This is a genomic window from Dongia sp. P2_B8, from assembly GCF_056404715.1.
The window spans coordinates 110,085-128,571 of record NZ_JBFUDM010000002.1 but is presented as its reverse complement, the minus strand read 5'-3'; the positions used below and the strand labels follow the sequence as shown (position 1 = coordinate 128,571).

Here is an 18,487-nt window from a genome sequence, read left to right as displayed (position 1 = left end):
CGTGACTGTGACGATGGTGTCTCACATGCCGAGGAAGATCACTGCGTGTCTTGAACGATCCTGCGGGAAAGCTAGCCGGCCAGCAGCGTGGTGATCATGATCAGCCACAGGGCGCCTGCGGTGACACCCAGCACGATGCTGCGGCGGAAGATGAAATAGACCAGCAGCGCCACCCCGGCGGAGCTTAGCCGTATCCACAGCGCGGTCTCGCCCAGCACCCCTTGCGGTAGGACGATGAGGCGCGCGATGAGGCCGGCCAGCAGCGCATAGGCGACGCAGGCGACCCAGCGCATGAGGGCGGAATTGGGGTCGATCTTGCCCGAAAGAGCGACACCGGCCGCGCGCCAGCCATAGGTCACCAGCGCCCCCACCAGCAGGAACCACCAGGCGGAGACCGTCATGTGCGATCTCCGCTGCGGTCCCCGCTGCGAGCCTGGCGCCGATCATGCTGGGCGACGAGGAAAGCCAAGGTGCCACCGCCGAGACCTGTCACCAGCAAGCCCCATTCGGGACTGACAAGGTGCAGCAAGGGCCCGAGGATCACGCCGATGAGCAGTGCCCAGCGCCGGTCGCGCCGCATGATATCGACGGTGAACAGCAGCATGAAATAAAGCGGATTGAGGAACACCAGGCCCAATGTCACCGTGGGCGGCAGCACATCGACCAGGAAGAAGCCCAGCGCCGTGCAGAACACGGTCGAAAGCCAGATGACCAGGGTAAAGCCGAGGAAGAAGGGCAGGCGCTGTCCCGGCGCCATGTCCGGGCAGCGCTGCATGGCGACCGCCCAGCCGGTGAGCGCAATGAAATGGGCGCTGAGATAGTGGATGAGGCGGGGCTTCGCGGCTGTTTCACCCTCGCGCAGGATCGGCAGCAGGGTCACCACCATCGGCATCAAGCGGGCGTTGGCGAGGCCCACGGCAATGGCCGCCGCCAGCAAGGAGCCACCGGCCGCAAAAATCTCGATGAGGGCGATCTGGCCGGGCAGCGCCCAGCCGGTGATGCTGGAGGCAACGCCCTGGAAGAGGTTGAGGCCCGATTGATGGACGAAGGCGCCAAAACCCACATAGCTGGCCCCCAGCACCAAAGCGGGGGCGCCAACAGCCGCCCGCGCACCGGCCCGGCGCGCGCCGGCCGGCGAGCCGAAATCGTCGGTCCAGGTGACAGTGGCTTGCGTATCTTGGGGTGATTGCGTTTCCATGGCGCCGCACCATAGGCTAGCCATGCTTGCCGCGTCACCCGCCTTCCGTCACAGTCGAGCCATGCCGAAAACGCAGATACTTGYCCCGCAGATGCCCATGCCAGATAGCAAAGAACCCAGTTTCGAACATCGCGTGCCGGAGGGCGACAACCGCCTGCGGCAGGTGTGCACCGATTGCGGCTTCATCGCCTATGAAAACCCCAAGGTGGTGGTGGGGGCGGTGGTGATCGCGGGTGATCGCATCCTGCTGTGCCGCCGCGCCATCAATCCCAGGAAGGGATTCTGGACCCTGCCCGCCGGCTTCATGGAGCTTCATGAAAGCGCCGAAGCGGGGGCCGCGCGCGAGGCCTGGGAAGAAGCCAATGCGAAGATCGAGATCGACGCGCTGCTCGGCGCCTATACCATCCCGCGCCTCTCCCAGGTGCAGCTGATCTACCGGGCCCGGCTGGTCGATCCCCATATCAGCGCCGGCGTCGAGAGTCTCGAAGTGGGCCTGTTCGACTACGCGGACATCCCGTGGGATGATCTGGCCTTTCCATCGGTCCGCTGGGCACTCACCCACTATGCCGAAATCAAGGACCAAGCGAGCTTTCCCGCCTTCAGCAATCCGCCAGGCGAGACCGGGGATCATCATCCTTGAACGCTTTTGATGATCTTAGCTGGCGGGTCGAGCGGACCTGCCATCGGGCTTGGCCGTCTTTGGAAGAAAGAGTCACGGGCGACTGGCTGTTGCGCTTTGCCGCCGGACATAGCCGCCGCGCCAATTCGGCCAATCCCCTGCAGCCTGTTTCGGGCGATATCGGTGCTGTGATTGCCATGGTCCAGGCGCAGTATGCGGCGCGCAACCTGCCAGCCATTTTCCGCGTACCGGGCATCGTGGATGCCGACATCGAGGCGCAGCTGACGCAGCACGGCTATCTGCCGGAAGGCGAGACCATCACGCTCTATTGCGATCTGCCCGCCATGCCGATGCGGCGCGACCCGGATGTCACCATCGATCCACGGCCGACGGAAGCATGGCTTGCCGGCATGTCGGATCTGCAGGGCCATGATGCGCAGCGCCGGCAAAGCTATGCCACGATTCTGGGCAGGATCGAGATACCGGCCGCCTTCCTCGCTTTTCGCATCGAGGGTAGCCTCGCCGCGATGGCCTATGGTGGATTGCATGATGGCCTGCTGTGCCTGGAATCCGTCATCACCGCAGAAGCGCTGCGCGGCCGCGGCTATGCCAGCCGCATCGTGGGAGCGTTGCTGGCCTGGGCGATCGAGCAGGGTGCGGGCGGTGCCTGTCTGCAGGTCGAAGCGCACAATATCGCGGCCCAGAAACTCTATCGCGGCATGGGCTTCATGCGGGAGCTCTATCGGTACAGATATTGGCGGGCGCCAACTTGAGCTCGAACCCCCTCCCCCCAACGTGGGGGAGGGTCGGGGAGAGGGGGTGGCAGTATTCGACTCGTTGAAAGATCCCCCTCACCCGCTCGCTTTGCTCGCCACCCTCTCCCACGTTGGGGAGAGGGTTCAATCAATTCGGCTCAGATCGAACGCGCTCTCTACCTCGGTCGCGGCTTTGCTCGCGCTGTCGGTTCCGCCACCAGCGGGTCGTCGGGCCAGTAATGCCGGGGATACTGGCTCTTGAGGTCGGCCTTCACGGCTTTGTAGGCGTTCGACCAGAAGCTGGTGAGGTCCTGCGTCACCTGCACCGGCCGCCGTGCGGGTGAGAGAAGATGCAGCAACACAGGTGCCCTGCCACCGGCGATGCGCGGTGTCTCGGTGGCACCGAACATCTCCTGAAGGCGCACGGCGAGGATCGGTTGATCGCCGCTCTCATAGTCGAGTGGCACGCGCGAGCCTGACGGCACGTCGAGATGCACCGGCGCCAGTGTGTCGAGCGCCTGGCGCTGCTGCCAATCGAGGCTGGCGGTGAGGGCGGCGTAGAGATCGATGCGCTCGAGATGGCTGCGCCGCGTCACATTGCCGAGATGCGGTCCCAGCCAATCGCCGAGCGTCGCCAGCAATGCTTCATCCGACCAATCCGGCCAGCGCTGATCATTGGGGGCCTTTTCAGGCAACGCCCGGCGCAGGAAACTGACCCGTGCGCGTAGGGTCTTGGTGGCGGCGGACCAGGGCAGGGCAGCGAGCCCCATCTGCCGGATGCCATCGAGCATGGCAGCACGCAGGAGGTCGGTGTCCGGCTTCTGCAGTGGCTTTTCGTCCAGCACGAGGGCAAGCAGGCGGCGTTCGCGTTTCGCCTCGACGATCTCCGTCCGCGCGTTCCAGGTGACGGATTGCGTGCTGGTGATGAGATCGCCGAAATCTTCCTCGATCTCGCCCAGGGTGATCGGCGCCGCGAGATAGATGCGGGCCGATTTCTGCCCCGCATCCAGGGTGGCGACAGCCAGGAAAGGTTCGCGCGACAGCGGATCTTCGATGGCCAGTTCCGCGCCGCGGCCGGAGGCGAGACGGTACTGTCCCTGTCCGCCGCGCTGCTGCGCCAGCCGATCGGGATAAGCGAGCGCCACGATGCTGCCGGCCTGCGCCCGGCTGCCGCTCTGTTCTGATCCGATGCCCAATTGCCGGCGCCAATCCTTGGCCGCCTGCTGGATGCGCGACCGCGCATTCCGATCGCCGCCGCCCGATGCCAGCATTTCCAGCCGCTGGCCGAGATCGGCACCGCGCGCAGGTCCTGCAATGATATCGCGTTCGCTCAGCAAGGCGGCAATGTCGCAGGCGAGCGGCCCTTGGCCATGTGCCTTGGCGGTGATCAGCATGTGGGCAAGGCGTGGATGCAGGCCCAGTTCCGCCATGGCGCGGCCATGGGCCGTGATGCGGTGGGCGGTATCGAGGGCGCCCAATTCGCGCAGCAATTCACGGGCCTGGGCCAGCGATGCTGCCGGCGGCGGATCGAGCAAGGACAGGCTCGCTGGATCGTCGATGCCCCAGGCAGCGAGTTCCAGCGCCAGGGGGGCAAGATCAATCTCCAGAATCTCCGGTGCTGGCTGGGCCGCCAAGGCGCGCTCGCTGTTGGCACTCCACAGCCGATAGCAGATACCCGGTCCCAATCGTCCGGCGCGGCCGCGGCGCTGATCGGCATTGGCCAGCGCCACCTTGGTGGTGACCAGCCGTGTCATGCCGGTCGCTGGATCGAAGCGTGCCGTGCGGCGCTGGCCGCTATCCACCACGATACGTATGCCGGCGATGGTGAGCGAGCTTTCAGCGATGCTTGTACTGAGCACGATCTTGCGCCGCCCTTGCGGGTCCGGATGGATCGCGCGTTCCTGCTCCGGGAGAGGCAGATCGCCATGGAGCGGCAGGATGATTGCCTCGCCGACGTCTCCTAAGCTGCGTTCCGTACGGCGGATCTCGGAAAGGCCCGGCAGGAAGGCGAGGATGTCGCCCTCTGCCTCGCCCAGCGCCTGGCGGATCGCAGCGGCCATCTGCCTGTCGAGCCAGGTGTTGCTGTCGTCGCCCAGATGATGCGTCGTCACCGGAAAGGCGCGACCCTCGCTGGTCAGGCGTTGGGTACCCGGCATCAGCCGGGCGATCGCGGCCCCGTCCAAGGTCGCCGACATGACAAGGAGGCGCAGGTCGGGGCGGAGGCTGGCCTGGGCTTCCAGCGCGAAGGCCAAAGTGAGATCGGCATCAACACTGCGTTCGTGGAATTCGTCAAAGACCAGGGCGGCGACACCGGTCAGTTCCGGATCGGCCTGCAATTGCCGCAGGAAGAGGCCGGTGGTGACGCATTCGATCCGGGTCTTCGGACCGATCTTGCGGTCGAGGCGCACGCGATAACCGACTTGCCCGCCCACATCTTCGCCAAGATGGGCAGCCAACCGATGCGCGGCCCCGCGGGCGGCAAGGCGGCGCGGTTCGAGGACGATGATTTTGCCGTCGCCACGCCAGGGCGCCTCCAGCAGGAGGAGCGGTACCTGGGTGGTCTTGCCGGCGCCGGGCGGGGCTTCCAGTACCAGATTGGGCCCGGCCGCCAGCGCTGCCTTGATGTCGGGCAGCAAGGCATGGATGGGCAAAGTGGGGTCGAATTTTACGATCATGAACCGGTTTCAATCCGCTTGAAGGTTCAGCCATAGCACCTAACTGCTGATTCCGGCAGGGAAAATCCGACATGCCGCGCCGGCGCCGAATTTGTCAGGTTCCTGTCAGTGGTGCGGGCTAGCTTGGGTCTCCCGGCCAAATCCCCGCTGCGAACAATTGGTCCTGAAAGGTTATGCGATGCGCCTGCTGCTGATTGAAGACAATGACCGGCTGTCCGAATTTCTGGAAAAGGGCCTGTCTGACGCCGGCTTTGCCGTCGACCGCGCCGGCACTTATGCCGAAGCCGCTGCCTCGATCGATGCCAGCGGGTTCGATGCCGTCATTCTCGATCTTGGCCTGCCGGACGGCGATGGACTGACCTTGCTCAAGGAGCGCCGCGCGGCCGGCAATCGTACGCCGGTGCTGATCCTGACCGCGCGCGACGGCCTCAGCGACCGGGTGAGCGGCCTCAACGCCGGTGCCGACGACTATCTCGCCAAGCCTTTCGCGATGGAGGAATTGGTGGCCAGGGTGAAGGCGCTGCTGCGCCGCCCGGGTGCGGCGCTGGGCGTTCAGCTGACCCTCGGCAATATCTGTCTCGATACCGTAGGCCCCAGCTTTATGATCGATGGCAAGGCCGCGACGCTGACGCGGCGCGAGCTGGCCTTGATGGAAATCCTGCTGCGCCGCCCCGGCAAGGTGATCAGCCGCGGCGCCATCGAAGAAGGGCTTTACAGCTTCAGCGATGAGGTGGGTTCAAACGCGCTCGAAGTGCTGGTCTCGCGCTTGCGCAAGAAACTCGTTTCGCTCGGTGCCGACATCAACCTCCACACCGTACGCGGTGTCGGCTATATGGTGATGGATCACGCCTGAACCCCACACCCGAATCTACTGGCACCCGGAAAGTGGACGGGGTCTGAAATAGAGCGTTAAATCTGCCCATGGCCCGCGCTGGATCATCTTTGCAATCACGCCTGACCGTGCGTCTGCTCGGTATCTTCATTATTGCTTTTCTGCTGACCGGCCTTGCCACTTTCATCCTGTCGCGCACCGACGATACCGAGCTGCCGACTGATAGCCTGCTCGCCGACATCGATGCTGTCTCCCCGTATATCCACCGCAATGCCAGCGGTGTCTTTGTTGGCGACGGTATGGCGCTGACCAAGGACGTGGCCTATGTCCTGCGGCAGCCCGACGGGACGGAACTGCTGCGTGGTGGCAACCCCGCGACACTGACGGCGATCGGTGGCATGAGTGCGGCATCCAGTGTGATCGGCATGCCGCCCGGCTCCTACAATCTCACCTGGCGCATCGACAAGGCGACCGAAGACAATATCTATGTCATCGCCATCGTCCTCGTTCTTGAAGGCCAGTCGCTTATTCTTGAAATCGCCGAAGTGGATACGCCGACCGATTCCGGCCTCTATGCGCTGGCCTATGAGTGGCTCGGCGAATTCGTGCCGATCGGCGTCCCGCTGCTCCTCGTCCTGGTGCTGGCGCTCACGCTCTCTTTGCGTTCCGCCTTGAAGCCTTTGGAGCGGTTGCGGCGCCTGGCCGCGCGGATCAGCCCGCAGCAGACGGGCCTCCGCCTGCCGACCGACGAATTGCCCTCGGAACTGCAATTGCCGGTGCTGGCCATCAACCGGGCGCTCGATCGGCTCGATCATGGCTTCCAGGCGCAGCGCGACTTCCTTGCCGATGCGGCCCATGAGCTCCGGACGCCACTCGCCATTCTGTCGGCTCACCTCGATACGCTGCCACGCAGCCTGGGCACGGACGCCTTGAAAAGCGACGTGCAGCGCATGACGCGCCTCGTCAACCAGCTGCTGCTGGTGGCGCAGATGGAATCGCTCACCATCGATCCCGCCGAGATCGCGGATCTTTCCGACATCGCCATTGATCTTGCGGCCTTGTTTGCACCGCTAGCCATCCGCCAGAACCGGTCGGTCGGTGTCAGCGGGGCCGAGCAGCCGGTACTGGTGCGCGGCAACAGAGACGCGCTCCACCAGGCATTGCGCAATCTGGTCGAGAACGCCCTGCGCTTTACGGCCGAGGAGACTGAGGTCGAGATCAGTGTCGATCCTGCCGGCAGTGTCACGGTAAGCGATCGCGGCCCCGGCATTCCACCGCAGGAGCGCGAGCTTCTGTTTCGGAGATTCTGGCAGGGCGCCCGACGCAAACCACGAGATGGGGCCCGCGATACGACACCCCGTGATACGACACCCCGTGATTCGCAGGGGCATGAAGCCAGCGGCGGTGCGGGCCTCGGCCTCGCCATCGCCCAGCGCATCGCCGAAACCCATGGAGGCAGCTTGCGGATCAGCGACAATCCCGGCGGCGGTGCGCGCTTCACGCTCCTCCTGCCGCTGGCCAGCGTGCTGGTGCTGCCACCGGTCAGCCTGCCTGAGTTGGGCGTCAAGCCGGCCACCCGTACCGCGCTGCCGCTGGGTGCCGGCAGAAGCTGAGTCGTCAGATCAGGCGCATTATTTCGTCGCTGCGCCGCACGCGGGATACACGCGGCAGCGTGTTTCGAACGGCAAAGTCATGCAGGCCCTCGCCATAGCTGCTACTGCCGTCCTCGACGACGATCATGTCATAATTGGTCTGCCAGCCATCCCGGGCAGTGGATTCGACACCGAAATTGGTGGCGATGCCGGAAAGGAGGATGGTTGTGATGCCGCGCCGGCGCAGTTGCAGGTCGAGCTCGGTCCCGAAGAACGCACTCCATTGCCGCTTGGTGATGGCGAGATCCGGCACCAGGCTGGAGAGTTCCGGGGCGGGATCCGCCCAATCCGCCGGCAGTCCGCCCGGAGGCAGAATCATCGGCACGTCGGTCAGCCCTTGCGGCCGGTCGCTGTAATCGGCGCCGAACGCAACGCGGATGGCGACGATGAGGCCGCCGGCCAGGCGCAGCTTTTGCCCTAAAGCGAGGTTCCGGGCGACGATATCCGCAGCGCCATGCGGGGTCAGCGGCAAAGCGAGCAGGCCCTTTTGCAGGTCGATGGTGACCAGGGCAGTGCGTTTGGGATCGAGTTTCAAAATATTGTCGTTACTCATGATTTCTCCGTGATTGAACTAAAGCTCAGTGGCAGGGAATTCAGTCCAATCTAACCCAAAGTCGAACCAAGCTTTACCGGGTATGGCCAAATCCACGTCAACTGGAGTATACACTTAGAAAGTGCACACCATATTAGAGGCATGCGACAATGCTTAACTGGCTCAAGAAACGACCCCAACTGTTAAGCATTGGAGACCTCCAAGAGTCTTACAAGGAACGCATGCAATCGGAACGGCCGATTCAAAGGCGTCGCTCCGTGGAAATAGCCGTAATCGATGATGAAGTCTTTCAACCTGCTGAAGCTCTTAGAGCCAATCAGTTCCAGATAACCATTTTAAAGGACTTGTCAGACATAAGAATGATCGATCGATTCGCCATCATTCTCTGCGATTTGCATGGCGTGGGATCTCAACTGAACGCAATTCAGCAAGGCGCGCATCTGATTCGCGAGATCAAATCAAACTACCCTGAAAAGTATGTCATTGCTTACACGAGCACCGGCCAGAGCCCGCTTCTTCAAGCAGCGTTTGCAGTTTGTGACGGCTATCTTTCTAAAGATACTCGCATCGAGGATTGGGTAAGTGAACTTGACTCGGCCGTCGACACACTTGTGAACCCAGTTAACGTATGGAAAAAATATCGAGTTCGATTGCTCGACGTCGGCGTCACTCCTTCGGAACTTGCCGCACTCGAGCATGCATTCGTTGCGGCATTCAACAAGGGGCAGATAGAAACAAAAAACCGCGTAGAAAAAACGATGACCGACCTTGCACTAAGCGCTGACGTTCGTGCCATAATAAATGGCCTCATTTCATCAGTAATCTTTAAACTTCTCTTTCCCTGATGCCGAGCATCGAACTTCTTGAGACGATCGTATTCCCGTGGTTGTTAATTGATTCAGGCGGGGCCATCGTCCATCAAAAGATCGCCGGATTATTTCCGATACCACCTAATGCGGTTTCCGAAAAAAGCCTGGAGCATTGCATAAGAGCCATTCCAGGCTGGTCAAAATGCCCAACGGGCTTCTCTGTTTTTTGTGTGCGGATTGCTGATCAGAAATTGGTCTTTCCAGGGCTAAGAATTCTTAAGCACACGGATTTCCACGGGAAGCAACCTGAGAAGGCGGTTTGGCTAACACAGCAAGAATTTCAAGACTATTTATCGAGAGCGTTCCTGAGAATTGGAAAGATCGAGGCGCAGACTAGCGAAATTGTGGCTACAAATGTCCACGATATACGTCGGATTAGCACAGACATCTACAATGCAACGGTCAAGTTGATCGAGAGATTGGACGCAGGTGTTGTTGGCAACGTGCCTTTGGAAATTGCGAAAAATATTGACGCTCTTACCGATCTGCTGAGGAATCGGATCAACTTCATTGACTACCTATCCAACCCACTTTTGAATGATGCACCGAGAAGTCGCATAAAGGTCTACAATAAATTTCACAAGCTCTGGAAATCGATGAAGCCTACCGCAGAAGCTCGTGGGCTGACGTTGCGTATGACGGGCCAGAGCGAATCTTACACGCAAGGCATCTCAAATCTGTTTGATCTGATTCCCTATCTGATGCTCGACAATGCGGTTAAGTACTCGCCAAAAAAAGAAACAGTCACTATCTCAGTCCAAGAAAATGAAGGCAAAATCGTCTGCAGAGTAACTAACTGGGGTCCGCTACTCTCGGAAGATGAGCGGAGTATGATATTTCTGCCGGGATTTCGAGGTAGCAGCGCCGTTTCAAGCGGGGTAGCTGGATCAGGGGCCGGATTGGCAACGTTATTGCGGATTGTCAAAGATATCCACGATGGCGAACTGACGTTTACGCAAGACGACACCCGAATAGTATCGGGTGACAATGACACTCCATACGTGATTACTCACGTGGACGCGGTCTTTGGAAAAATTTCGAGCTAACAGCCTCATTTAATTGGCATAATTCCGCGAATCAAGGTCGCATATCGCTTTGAGGCTCTTCTTGACACCCTAGCAAATCCCCCTAAAGTCCCGCGTTCCGTGGCTATTTCAGCCCGGAATCACTGAAAACAATGGTTTTGTAGGGTGTCATGCTGACGATCACGCTGCCGGATGGCGCGAAGCGCGAGTTTCCCGGTCCGGTTTCCGGTGCCGAGCTTGCGGCCTCCATCGGGCCCGGCCTTGCCAAGGCGGCTTTGGCCATCAAATTCGACGGCAAGGTCCGCGACCTCGCCACAATCATCGCGTCGGATGCGAAGGTCGAGATCGTCACCCGAACGCATGCCGATGCGCTGGAGCTGCTGCGCCACGATTGCGCCCATGTGATGGCGGAAGCGGTGCAGGAACTGTTCCCCGGCACGCAGATCACCTTTGGCCCCTCGACCGAGACCGGCTTCTATTACGACTTCTTCCGCAACGAGCCGTTCACGCCGGAAGATTTCGCCGCCATCGAAAAGAAGATGAAGGAAATCGTCGACCGCGACGAAGTGATCACACGCGAAGTGTGGACGCGCGATCAGGCGGTCGCCTACTTCAAAGATGCGGGCGAACGGTTCAAGGCGGAATGGATCGGCGAAATTCCGGCCGATGAAGACATCTCGATCTACCGACAGGGAAACTGGCTCGACCTCTGCGTGGGGCCACATCTCCCATCGACCGGCAAGCTCGGCAAGGCCTTCAAGTTGATGAAGGTGGCTGGCGCCTATTGGCGGGGCGATGCCAACAACCCGCAGCTGCAGCGTGTTTATGGCACCTGCTGGGCCGACGACAAGCAGCTCGCTGCCTATCTCCTCCAATTGGAAGAAGCGGAAAAGCGCGACCATCGCCGTCTCGGCCGCGAGATGAATCTCTTCCATCAGCAGGAAGAAGCCGTGGGCGCCATCTTCTGGCATCCGAAGGGCTGGCGTCTCTATCGGAAGCTCGAAAGCTATATCCGCCGCCGCCTGGAAACGAACGGCTATCAGGAAGTAAAGACACCGCAGATTCTCGACCGCTCCTTCTGGGAGAAGTCAGGGCATTGGGAGAAATTCCGCGAAGCGATGTTCGTCATTCCTGACGATGAGGACAAGAACAAGCAGCTGGCCTTGAAGCCGATGAACTGCCCCGGCCATGTGCAGATCTTCCGCCAGGGCATCAAGAGCTATCGCGATCTGCCGATCCGCTTGGCGGAGTTCGGCGCCTGCCATCGCAACGAACCCTCAGGTGCGCTCCACGGCATCATGCGTGTCCGCGCCTTCACGCAGGATGACGCGCACATCTTCTGCACCGAAGACCAGATCGTCGACGAGACCAAGGCCTTCTGCGACTTCCTGCTCTCGGTCTACAAGGATTTCGGCTTCGAAGAGGTGATGGTCAAATTCTCCGACCGTCCGGAAAAGCGCGCTGGCGCCGATGCGACCTGGGACAAAGCGGAAGAAGCGCTGAAGACGGCGACCACGGCTGCGGGTCTCACCTTCACCCTCAATCCCGGCGAAGGCGCCTTTTATGGGCCGAAGCTGGAATTCGTGCTCCGCGACACGATCGGCCGCGACTGGCAATGCGGCACGCTGCAATGCGATTTCGTGCTCCCTGAGCGCTTGGATGCGGCCTATATCGGCGAAGACGGCCAGAAGCATCGCCCGGTCATGCTGCACCGGGCGATCTTCGGATCCCTGGAGCGGTTCGTGGGCATTCTCATCGAACATCATGCCGGTAAGTTCCCGCTCTGGCTGGCGCCGACACAAGTGGTGGTGTGTTCGATCGTCTCCGACGTCGAGCCCTATGCCGAGGCACTGACCAGGAAGCTGAAAGCGGCGGGCCTCATCGTCGAGACCGACTATCGCAATGAGAAGATCAATTACAAAGTCCGCGAACATTCGCTCGCCAAGGTTCCAGTCATTATTGCGGTCGGCAAGCGCGATGAAGAGGCCGGCACCGTGGCCATCCGTCGCCTGGGTGAGGAAGGACAGAAAACCTTTACCGTCGACGAAGCCGTGGCGGCCCTTGCTGCAGAAGCGAAGTCGCCCCTTGATCGCGTTGCTTAATCGGCAGCCAAAGGTGTGGCGGAAGGGCAGCTTGCTCAAATGAGTGTTTATTTGGCATAATGAGCCCTAACCCACCCGTCGGTCACATGCTGATCGGCGGGTGCGCTGCCTTCAGGGGCAGTTTTTACCCTGAATTTTTCGGCCAAGTTTTTTGGCAAACCACAACAGGAGAAGACCATAGCTAGGTTCCCGTCCTCAGAAGCAGCGCCCTCGCAAGATAAGGGCCCCCGCGTCAATCACCAGATCAGTGTGCGTGAAGTGCGCCTCGTCAAAGAAGATGGCGAGATGTTGGGCGTCGTATCGACCCGCGAAGCGCTCACCATGGCCGCCGAAGTCGGCCTCGATCTCGTGGAGATTTCGCCCACCGCGGTGCCGCCGGTCTGCAAGATTCTCGATTACGGCAAGTTCAAATACGAAGCGCAGAAGCGCAAGAACGAAGCCAAGAAAAAGCAGAAGGTGATCGAGGTCAAAGAAATCAAGATGCGCCCCGGTATCGACACGCATGATTACGACGTGAAGATGCGGGCGATCAAAAGCTTCCTTGAGGAAGGCGACAAGGTGAAGGTCACCATGCGCTTCCGCGGTCGCGAGATGATGCATCAGGAACTCGGCCTCAAGGTGCTGGACAAGGTCCGCACCGAACTCGACGAGCTGATCAAGGTGGAATCCCACCCCAAGCTCGAAGGCCGCCAGATGATCATGACCATCGCGCCGAAGTAAGCATACTGTTCGTCGACAATTATTTCGTCATGGCCGGCGTAGGCCGGCCATCCACGAGTAAGTCTATGAAAGCAACGCGCCCTCCGCCTTGGAGCGGCGCGTTATTTCTTTGTGAAGGAGACTCTCATGCTGCCGAAACGCAAGCTGGGAAGCCAGGGTTTGGAAGTATCGGCGCTGGGCCTTGGCTGCATGGGGATGAGCCAATCCTATGGTCCGGCCGATGAACGCGAATCGATTGCGGTGCTGCACCGGGCGATAGCCGAAGGCTGCACTTTCTTCGACACAGCCGAAGTCTATGGCCCTTATGCCAATGAAGAATTGCTGGGGCGTGCCCTGAAGGGGCGGCGTGACGAGGTCACCATCGCCACCAAGTTCGGTTTTCGCATCGAAAGCGGCAAGATCAACGGCACAGACAGCCGGCCTTCGCATATCCGCGAGGTGGTCGATGCCTCGTTGCGGCGCTTGGGCACGGATCATATCGATCTGCTCTATCAACACCGCGTCGACAAGACGATCCCGATCGAAGACGTGGCCGACACGGTGGCCGGCCTCGTGCAGGCGGGGAAGGTGCGCTATTTCGGATTGTCAGAGGCCGGCATCAAGACCATCCGCCGGGCGCACAAGGTGCAGCCGGTCTCGGCCTTGCAGAGCGAGTATTCCCTGTGGGAGCGCAATCTCGAGGCCGAGATCATTCCGACGCTTCAGGAACTCGGCATCGGCCTGGTGCCGTTCAGCCCCCTGGGCCGTGGCTTCCTCACCGGCACAGCGCAGCGTGCCGAAAGCTATCCGCAAGGCGACTATCGCCACCTCGACCCCAGGTTCCAGGGGGCAAACTTCGATGCCAACATGGCGGCGGCAAAACTGGTGCAGGACATCGCGGCGAAGAAGGGCGTGAAGCCTGGCCAGTTGGCCTTGGCTTGGCTGCTCGCCAAGGGCGATTTCATCGTGCCGATTCCCGGCACCAAGCGGCAAAACTACCTGCTGGAAAACATCGCGGCCGCTGACATCGTCCTAAGCGCCGATGAATTGGCGCAACTTGACGGTGCCTTGAAGCCCGGCAGCATTGCGGGCCTGCGCTATGGCGCACAGCATATGAACATGCTGGACCGCTGACGGCGGCCCAGCCCTATTCAAGCTGCCCCTATTCAAGCTGCATCAACCGATATCCGCGCTGGCTCAGGAATGAGCGACTTTGGCGAATTGCGGCTGCTGGGTGGTATCGGCAGTCGGCATGATCAACGCGGCGGCATCGCGCGCGATCTGCGGAATGTCGCTGCGGCGCAAACCCATATCGTCGAGCTCGCGGTCGGTATAGGTCGCGAGTTCACGGCGCACTTCGCCGTAGCGCTGCCAGCGGCGGAGGGTGAGATCGACAAAAGACAGAAGCTGCATGTGACCAGATCCTTACGTTGGGATTTTCTTTCAGCAGCCTCCCAGAACCTGCTCCAAATATAGGTCTGACAAATGCCGCACTGCAATATGATTCTTGCGTGCTGACGTTAATTTTCTCACGCTGGTGTATTAACATATTGATATATATTATTAAATTATCATTCCGCGATATTGCGTCGCAGCATTATGGTGAAGAAATCATTACTTAACTCGTAGTAAGTTAATCTCCCGAAAATGCCCTGCGATCGAGATATCGAGATATCTTGTCAGGTGCGCAGCTCAGCGACGATTGTCTCCGCTTTTTTACAATTATGACTTTTGACTCAGTGTCCCTTGTCCGCCTAGCGTAACGGCCAGCTCAGCATCACCCTCAATCACGAGAACTATGTAAGCGACATGTCTCCTTCATAAATGAAGGGTAATCGCCTTGGGATCGCCGCGGCTCCAAACGCCGGATATGCGACATGAGTAAGGCGCCGGCCGGCGGCACGACGGTTGTCGACGGCTATCGCACGGACATTGACGGGCTGCGTGCGCTCGCGGTTCTGCCCGTGATGCTCTATCACTTCAGCGTCGGCTTGTTCTCGGGCGGCTATGTCGGCGTCGACGTGTTCTTCGTCATCTCGGGCTATCTCATCACCCGCATCATTCATCGCGAGATAGAAGCTGGCCGCTTCTCCATTCTGGCCTTCTACGAGCGCCGCGCGCGGCGCATCCTCCCCGCCTTGTTCGCGACGATTGCCGTCACCGCCGTGCTCGGCTTCTTTATCCTGATGCCGGATGATTTGCGGGACCTTGGCATCAGTCTCGTCGGTGTCGTCACCTTCTCCTCGAACATCCTGTTCTGGCGGCGGACGGATTATTTTGCTGGCGCGGTCGAGACCAAGCCACTGATCCATACCTGGTCACTGGCGGTCGAGGAACAATTCTACATCCTGTTTCCGATCTTCCTCATGCTGCTCGCACGCTTCCTGCCCGCGCGCTATTTCTGGCCGACCCTGATCGCAGCTGCCATCTCCTTTGCCCTCAGCGTCGCTGCTCTCTATATCGATCCGACCGGCAATTATTATCTCCTGCCGACGCGCGCCTGGGAGCTGATGGTCGGATCGCTGCTGGCTTATCGGCGCGGTGCGCCCGCCCTGTCGCCGGCTGTGCGCGAAGGTGGTGCGCTCCTTGGCATCATCCTCATTCTTGGTGCAGCGCTTGTGCTGAATGATGAAAGCCCGTTCCCCGGCTACAACGCTCTATGGCCCTGCCTCGGCGCGGCACTTGTCCTCGGCACGGGTCATGAATCTCTTGCCCCCACGCGGACGGCGCGCATTCTGGGCAGCTGGCCGCTGCGCAGCATCGGGCTCATCTCATACTCGCTCTATCTCATCCATTGGCCACTCTTCGTTTTCGTCAAATACCAGTTGCTGCGCAGTCCCTCCGGTATCGAACAAATCGCCATGTGCGTCGCGGCCGTGGCGCTTGCCTATATATCCTGGCGCTTCGTCGAGCGGCCGTTTCGGAATCGCCAGCGTATCTCACGCAACCTGGTGTTTGTCGGGAGCACCGCCCTCGGTATTCTCGTGAGCATCCTTGGCGCCGCGACTTTCAGACAAGATGGTTTCCCGGACCGTTTCGACCTTTCCTTCGAAACGGCAGCGGGCCAAGCCACCACAAAGAGCACACAAAATTGCTTTCTATTGGATGAGAGCTGGCAGACCTGGACGGATGATCAATGCCTTTTGGCCCAGGGGCCAAAGGGCAACATCCTTTTGTGGGGAGATTCGCACGCCAATCACTATCGAATTGTGATTGAACGCGAGCGTCAATTGAGCACGGCCAACATCTATTTATATGCCACGTCCGGCTGCCCGCCGGTATTCGGGTACGAACGCCGTATCGATCCCAATTGCAAAAGCAACAATGACCATGTGGCCGACATCATCAAGCAGTATCACATCGATACGGTCGTCATGGCGGGATATTGGTGGCCCATCCTGCGCAATGGTGCCTTAACTTACGACCGCATCGCCGCGACGATTACCCGCCTGAAGGATTTGGGTGTCAGCGTGAAGCTGGTCGGCGATAACCCCGACTTCTCCTTCGCGAACCCGCAATTCCTCTCCTACCGCCTGCGAAAAGCCGGCTTCCAGGGCGCCTATTACCTGCCGGTTCGCAACAACAACGCCGTCAATCAGAAACTCTCCGCGCTGGTGCCGGCCAGCGATTTCTTCGATCCGATGCGGGTGCTGTGCCACGATGCCGAATGCCTCGCCTATGACAAGGGCGAGATGGTCATGGTTGATAATGCCCATCTCTCCCATTATGGCAGCGCGCTGGTGATGGAGAAAATGTGGCCGTTCCTGCGGGGCGACAAGTGACGCCATGTGCCGCCTCGCCTGGCGACACCAATCAGGATCAATCGGGCAGGCCGAACACGTCCTGGTTCTCGTCAAAACCACGCACCGGATAGGATCCCAGGAACTTGAGGCGCGAGCCGCAGACCGAGGCGAATTGGCGCGAGGCGAGGAGGGGCTGTTCAAGCTGCGGGCACAGGCCTTCAAGTCTCGTGGCAAGATTGACCGCCGGCCCGATCACGGTGAAATCCAGCCTGGCATCCTCGCCATAGGCCGCCCCGATATTGCCGTAGGAGACCGATCCGGCATGGAGGCCGATGCCGACATGAAGCGGCGCCTGGCCGGTGGCGCCGCGCAACTCGTTGAGGTCGCGCAGGCCGTCAAGGGCTGCCACAGCGGCATCAAGGGCGATGCAGATCTTGGCATCGCGGTCGAGATCGTCATTCATCGGGAAGATCGCCAGCATGGCATCGCCGATGAACTTCAGGATCTCGCCGCCGCGTTCGATCACGGGCTTGGCGATGGTGTCGAAATAATCGTTGAGCGTGGCGATCACCAGATCGCGCGGCAGTTCGTTCGACATCCTGGTGAAGTTGCGCAGGTCGCAATACCAGATGGCAGCCGCCATGGTGCGCGCTTCGCCGCGCTGGATCTGGCCAGAGAGCACCGCCTGGCCCGCCCCTTGCCCCAGATAGACATGCATGAGGGAGCGGGCGATATAGGCCCACTCGCGGGCCTCGATGACCAGGGACAGGAGGGGGATGAGCGTTCGGAATGCCTCGACCTGGGTGTCGAGAAACCCTTCCGGCGCATCGGTCGTGATTGAGACCGACGATCGCACGCCACCCGGCAGGCGGATGGCGAAGATCGCATAGTCGGTGGCGCCGGCCTTCTTCATGTCTTCGAGAATCGGGAAGTCGAAGCGCGCATCCGGACCGGTCAGGCGCCGGCGGATCTCCGGCTCCTCGCCCTGATAGAGCAGGCGCAAGGGCGAGCTCAGGAATTCCGGGCTGGAGAGCACGGCATGGTCGCGCGCCACGCGCTTGGCCGACGTGTCGCCACGCCCCCAGGCATAGCCGATGGCGGCGATCTGCGGATGCAGTGTGCGCACCGAGACAAAAAAGCGCAGCAGGGGAAAGCCATGGTCGCTCAGATGGTGCGCAAGCGCCGTCACCAATTCGCCAAGGTCGGGAATGAGCCTGCCTTCCTCCAGCAGCCAGCGGAACGCCGCCTCGACCGCGGGGCAGCCCAGACAAGCCTCGCCCTGCAAGGCGCGCGCCACCAGAGGCACCACCGACGGGGAGGCGACCGACGGATCGGCCCGCGGCGTGCCGAGCGGTGCTTCCCAGCGGGCCTTCATATCGGCGCGCACGCCTGCACCCTGCGCAGGGCTGGCCTGGGTCGGGTGCATGCCGGCGATAAGGCCGGCGCCCACCCGGGGCATCCCGTCGCTGAGATCGTCGTCGTTGGCTGCGGGCTGCGATTGCGGTGCTGTGGCCATTACTCAGCCTTGTTTGAGTTCGCGTGGGCGGTATATGGGGACCCTTTGTCTGGGCTCAAATACCTTTTTACTGTGGTCCTTTAGCCCCGATCTCTAAGCCCCAGTAATCCTAGGGCCAAAATAAGGGTTGAAGGTGCGCCATCCCGCGCTAACTTGCATGCTATAGTAGCTCGAACGCCAGTCCTGGAATAGTACACGCTTGGAACAGTACCGGCAGCCGACTCACATAGCATCAGTATCTTAGCGGAG

The 18,487-nt window shown here is 60.6% G+C and carries 16 protein-coding genes; 10 read left to right on the top strand and 6 right to left on the bottom strand.

What is annotated here, in order from left to right; genetic code table 11:
* Positions 1–71 precede the first annotated feature (71 nt).
* Both AC1DWZ_RS05505 and AC1DWZ_RS05500 read right to left on the bottom strand, forming a co-directional pair.
* On the bottom strand, positions 72–401 hold the full coding sequence (locus tag AC1DWZ_RS05505; RefSeq protein ID WP_477167866.1) for an AzlD domain-containing protein: 330 nt from the start codon (positions 399–401) through the stop codon (positions 72–74).
* Entirely contained in the window at positions 398–1,222 is an 825-nt protein-coding gene (locus tag AC1DWZ_RS05500; protein ID WP_477167865.1) for an AzlC family ABC transporter permease, read from the bottom strand. The genes AC1DWZ_RS05505 and AC1DWZ_RS05500 overlap by 4 nt, the downstream gene beginning before the upstream one ends.
* Positions 1,223–1,295: 73 nt before the next feature.
* Here AC1DWZ_RS05500 and AC1DWZ_RS05495 point away from each other — a divergent pair, with 73 nt between their 5' ends.
* Positions 1,296–1,838, top strand: coding sequence for an NUDIX hydrolase (locus tag AC1DWZ_RS05495; RefSeq protein ID WP_477167864.1), 543 nt, complete (start codon positions 1,296–1,298; stop codon positions 1,836–1,838).
* The gene (locus AC1DWZ_RS05490) at positions 1,835–2,590 is read left to right on the top strand and encodes a GNAT family N-acetyltransferase (RefSeq protein WP_477167863.1); all 756 of its coding nucleotides are present in this window, start codon (positions 1,835–1,837) and stop codon (positions 2,588–2,590) included. Before AC1DWZ_RS05495 ends, AC1DWZ_RS05490 begins: the two co-directional genes overlap by 4 nt.
* 158 nt (positions 2,591–2,748) lie before the next feature.
* Here AC1DWZ_RS05490 and hrpB read toward each other — a convergent pair whose 3' ends face one another.
* Complete coding sequence (hrpB, locus tag AC1DWZ_RS05485) at positions 2,749–5,247, bottom strand: ATP-dependent helicase HrpB (protein WP_477167862.1); 2,499 nt, start codon at positions 5,245–5,247, stop codon at positions 2,749–2,751.
* 178 nt (positions 5,248–5,425) lie between these two features.
* Between hrpB and AC1DWZ_RS05480 the strand changes: the two genes are divergently transcribed.
* Positions 5,426–6,100: a response regulator gene (locus AC1DWZ_RS05480; protein ID WP_477167861.1), complete on the top strand. Its 675-nt coding sequence runs from the start codon at positions 5,426–5,428 to the stop codon at positions 6,098–6,100.
* Positions 6,101–6,189: 89 nt separating this feature from the next.
* Positions 6,190–7,692: a sensor histidine kinase gene (locus AC1DWZ_RS05475; RefSeq protein ID WP_477167860.1), complete on the top strand. Its 1,503-nt coding sequence runs from the start codon at positions 6,190–6,192 to the stop codon at positions 7,690–7,692.
* Positions 7,693–7,696: 4 nt separating this feature from the next.
* On the opposite strand, the gene AC1DWZ_RS05470 is transcribed toward AC1DWZ_RS05475, so the two are convergent.
* Positions 7,697–8,284, bottom strand: a complete 588-nt coding sequence (locus AC1DWZ_RS05470) for an isochorismatase family protein (RefSeq protein WP_477167859.1) — start codon at positions 8,282–8,284, stop codon at positions 7,697–7,699.
* Between the two features lie 149 nt (positions 8,285–8,433).
* Between AC1DWZ_RS05470 and AC1DWZ_RS05465 the strand changes: the two genes are divergently transcribed.
* The 5 genes from AC1DWZ_RS05465 to AC1DWZ_RS05445 all read left to right on the top strand — a co-directional run bounded on the left by AC1DWZ_RS05465 (position 8,434) and on the right by AC1DWZ_RS05445 (position 14,113).
* Positions 8,434–9,129 carry a hypothetical protein gene (locus AC1DWZ_RS05465; RefSeq protein WP_477167858.1) on the top strand — a complete coding sequence of 232 codons (696 nt, stop codon included), beginning with the start codon at positions 8,434–8,436 and terminating at the stop codon, positions 9,127–9,129.
* Complete coding sequence (locus AC1DWZ_RS05460) at positions 9,129–10,199, top strand: sensor histidine kinase (protein WP_477167857.1); 1,071 nt, start codon at positions 9,129–9,131, stop codon at positions 10,197–10,199. The genes AC1DWZ_RS05465 and AC1DWZ_RS05460 overlap by 1 nt, the downstream gene beginning before the upstream one ends.
* Positions 10,200–10,348: 149 nt before the next feature.
* Positions 10,349–12,280, top strand: coding sequence for a threonine--tRNA ligase (thrS, locus tag AC1DWZ_RS05455; RefSeq protein WP_477167856.1), 1,932 nt, complete (start codon positions 10,349–10,351; stop codon positions 12,278–12,280).
* Between the two features lie 177 nt (positions 12,281–12,457).
* Positions 12,458–13,000, top strand: coding sequence for a translation initiation factor IF-3 (infC, locus tag AC1DWZ_RS05450; protein WP_477168272.1), 543 nt, complete (start codon positions 12,458–12,460; stop codon positions 12,998–13,000).
* A 126-nt stretch (positions 13,001–13,126) separates the two neighbouring features.
* Complete coding sequence (locus AC1DWZ_RS05445) at positions 13,127–14,113, top strand: aldo/keto reductase (RefSeq protein ID WP_477167855.1); 987 nt, start codon at positions 13,127–13,129, stop codon at positions 14,111–14,113.
* A 63-nt stretch (positions 14,114–14,176) separates the two neighbouring features.
* Here AC1DWZ_RS05445 and AC1DWZ_RS05440 read toward each other — a convergent pair whose 3' ends face one another.
* Complete coding sequence (locus AC1DWZ_RS05440; RefSeq protein ID WP_477167854.1) at positions 14,177–14,392, bottom strand: DUF1127 domain-containing protein; 216 nt, start codon at positions 14,390–14,392, stop codon at positions 14,177–14,179.
* Between the two features lie 464 nt (positions 14,393–14,856).
* On the opposite strand from AC1DWZ_RS05440, the gene AC1DWZ_RS05435 reads away from it, so the two are divergent.
* Positions 14,857–16,761, top strand: a complete 1,905-nt coding sequence (locus AC1DWZ_RS05435; protein WP_477167853.1) for an acyltransferase family protein — start codon at positions 14,857–14,859, stop codon at positions 16,759–16,761.
* 37 nt (positions 16,762–16,798) lie between these two features.
* On the opposite strand, the gene AC1DWZ_RS05430 is transcribed toward AC1DWZ_RS05435, so the two are convergent.
* Complete coding sequence (locus AC1DWZ_RS05430; protein ID WP_477167852.1) at positions 16,799–18,238, bottom strand: adenylate/guanylate cyclase domain-containing protein; 1,440 nt, start codon at positions 18,236–18,238, stop codon at positions 16,799–16,801.
* Between the last annotated feature and the right edge of the window lie 249 nt (positions 18,239–18,487).